Origin of the sequence: Sulfuricurvum sp. RIFOXYD12_FULL_44_77, assembly GCF_001830725.1 — a bacterium.
In the GTDB taxonomy this organism is placed as follows: domain Bacteria; phylum Campylobacterota; class Campylobacteria; order Campylobacterales; family Sulfurimonadaceae; genus Sulfuricurvum; species Sulfuricurvum kujiense_A.
In genome coordinates, this window is the sequence record NZ_MIBU01000290.1 from 1 (window position 1) to 2609 (window position 2609).

At 40.9% G+C, this 2609-nt stretch carries 3 protein-coding genes; 1 reads left to right on the plus strand and 2 read right to left on the minus strand.

The window, feature by feature from the left end:
• Positions 1–205: phosphatidylglycerophosphatase A (locus A2517_RS10740; RefSeq protein WP_294896890.1), on the plus strand; the 205-nt coding region annotated here is incomplete at its 5' end.
• On the opposite strand, the gene A2517_RS10745 is transcribed toward A2517_RS10740, so the two are convergent.
• Both A2517_RS10745 and A2517_RS10750 read right to left on the minus strand, forming a co-directional pair.
• Positions 202–2010 (minus strand): diguanylate cyclase, encoded by a 1809-nt coding sequence (locus tag A2517_RS10745; protein ID WP_294896892.1) that lies wholly within the window; start codon positions 2008–2010, stop codon positions 202–204. The genes A2517_RS10740 and A2517_RS10745 overlap by 4 nt on opposite strands.
• A gap of 84 nt (positions 2011–2094) precedes the next feature.
• A partial coding sequence (locus A2517_RS10750) for a GGDEF domain-containing protein (RefSeq protein ID WP_294896894.1) occupies positions 2095–2609 on the minus strand: 515 nt, incomplete at its 5' end.

Below are 2609 nucleotides of genomic sequence, written 5' to 3' on the forward strand. Positions count from 1 at the left end.
GAACGGAATCGCTCTCCAGATAGCCCTTAGCTTTATCTTTTTTCGCATTTATGACATCAAAAAACCCTCAATTATCGGTCGGATTGATCGTGAAGCTAAAGGGGGATTGGGTGTGATGGGAGATGACATCATCGCCGGATTTGCCGCAGGTATCACGGCTGCACTTGTTTGGCAGGTTTTTATAAAAGTATCCGTTTTTCTTTAAGCAATCACCCTATTTCGACCGCTGTGTTTTGCCTTATAGAGCTTCTCATCGGCTCGATGCAATAAATCATCCGCTCTCTCAAACGTATTGAACTCCGCTACACCGATCGAGCATGTTATGGTACCGACCGTATCAAACGGATTCACTTCAATCCGTTGACGCAGTGCATCTGCCATTTTAATCGCGGAGGCCAATGAGGTATCCGGAAGAAGAATAATGAACTCTTCTCCCCCCCAGCGAGCCACTACGTCACTTTGACGAATCTGCTTACGCAACAGCTCACTGAATGTTTTAAGAACCTCATCACCCGCCAAGTGGCCGAAATGGTCATTAACCGATTTAAAATGGTCGATATCGAGCAAAAGGATAGAAAACGATCGTTTATAGCGACGAGAAACCTCTATCGAATGTCCTAATATCTTGTCAAATTCAAAACGGTTTGCGATTTGAGTCAATCGATCCAACGTCGCTAAATTGTTCAGATTGGTAATGTCGTTGAAAATAACGACATAGCGAAGAGCATCTTCATACTCCATCATCTGCACATCTACCGTAAAGGTTGATGTTTTTCCCTCAACACTCATTTTGACTCGGTGTTCTCGCTCTTGATGTGCCAAAATATATTCAGTCCACCCCATTCCATCGGTCTGAGGCTGTAAAAAGTTTTCCGTTTCGACCGATTCAAAGAGGTCACAAATACATCGATGATTCTGATGAAATTCCTCCAGTGAACGGTAGTGAAAATAATTATAGAAAGCCGTATTGGCATAAATAATTTCTCCATCATCCATAACGACAATAATATTTTTTTGAGAATTAAGAATCGTCGATGTATAGGTCTCTTGATAGAGCATTTTCTTCATCATACGGTTAAACACGTATTCAACAATCCCTAAAAGGATTATGGTTATGACGAGGGTCACCATCAAACTCTCAAAAATAACTTCCAAAACCTCTTGATACCCTCGTGTAACGTCATTGAAACATAAGAACATACCGATAGGGTTTCCATCATTACCTCTCAAATGAATAGGGATAACATCATACTCTTTCCCTTGAAGATGGATAATACGCTGGTTTAGCGCCGGATTCTCTTTAACAAACGCTTCAATTAACGGTTTTTGAAAAGGGCTCAAATGGGGTAAACGGTATCCGCTGTAGTGTGCTTGATACTTTTGAGTATCAGCCGCCGCCATACGACTCTCGTGAAGCATAAAAAGGGTTTCCATTTTGGTAGTTTGAATCAGTTTGCCAATAATAGCATCCGGATCAATTCCAAATTCCAATGCACCGATGTAGCTGTTTTGATCGCTAAAAGGGACAACAATCCGATACGCGATCCCCTCTATTCCCCCCTCAAATCCACTATGCACCTTTTGCGATCTGTGAGTTTTCTTTATCATAGGACGACGGGACGCGATATCGTCTCCAAATATCTCTTTTCTGTGCATCCGAAGAATCGACTTTCCATCGGGTGCGTGAAACTGCATAACCATAAGATGAGGATTTTCTTCACGAAGTGTATGGTAGCGGGTTAGTGTCAGTTCATACAATTTCGCCGAATCACGTGCACTCATCGCTTCTTTGATACCGGGTGATCGGAGGTTTGCATAAGCACGAAAAATATAGAAAGATTCTAAATCTTTCTGAATAAAATCATACACCCGTTTAATATTTTGCGATGATGTTAACGCTTTCTCAGATGCCATTTGTTTTTCATGATAGAGAAAATAAGCCGTTAAAATCGTCGATACTGCAAATATCAGCAACGTAATGGAGAGTTGTACACGACGCTTAAAACTCATATATTCCCTTATTGAGACACAACAAAATCCACTCTGAAACTTTGTATAAGTTGATTTTACATTTTATCTTAAAATAACTTTTTCTTAACTAATGACCCTATTTCTACCGCTCTCTTTGGCAGTGTAAAGTTTTTCATCCACACGCTTGAGAAGCTGATCGGGAGTATCTCCGTCATTCCATCGTACAACACCGATCGAACATGTCATATTTTTAGCAGGAGTAAAATCACTTTCAGCCACTTTCGCGCGTAAAGTTTCCGCTAGTTTAACCGCGGAAGTGAGCTCACTGTCAGGGAGTAAAACAACAAACTCTTCCCCGCCCCAACGTGCAATAACATCACTTTTACGGATTCCGTCACTCAAAATTTTGGCTAATTTTTTGAGTACTTCATCACCGATCAAATGACCGTAGGTATCATTAACCGCTTTAAAATGATCCACGTCTATAATCATAATCGAAAGGGGACGCCCGTACCTTTGAGACAATGCAATAGAGTGTTCTAATACCTGATCAAATTTAAATCGATTGGCAACTTGTGTCAACACATCCTGAGTCGCTAATTGATTGAGCTTTGTAATGTCGGTAAAAACAACCACAT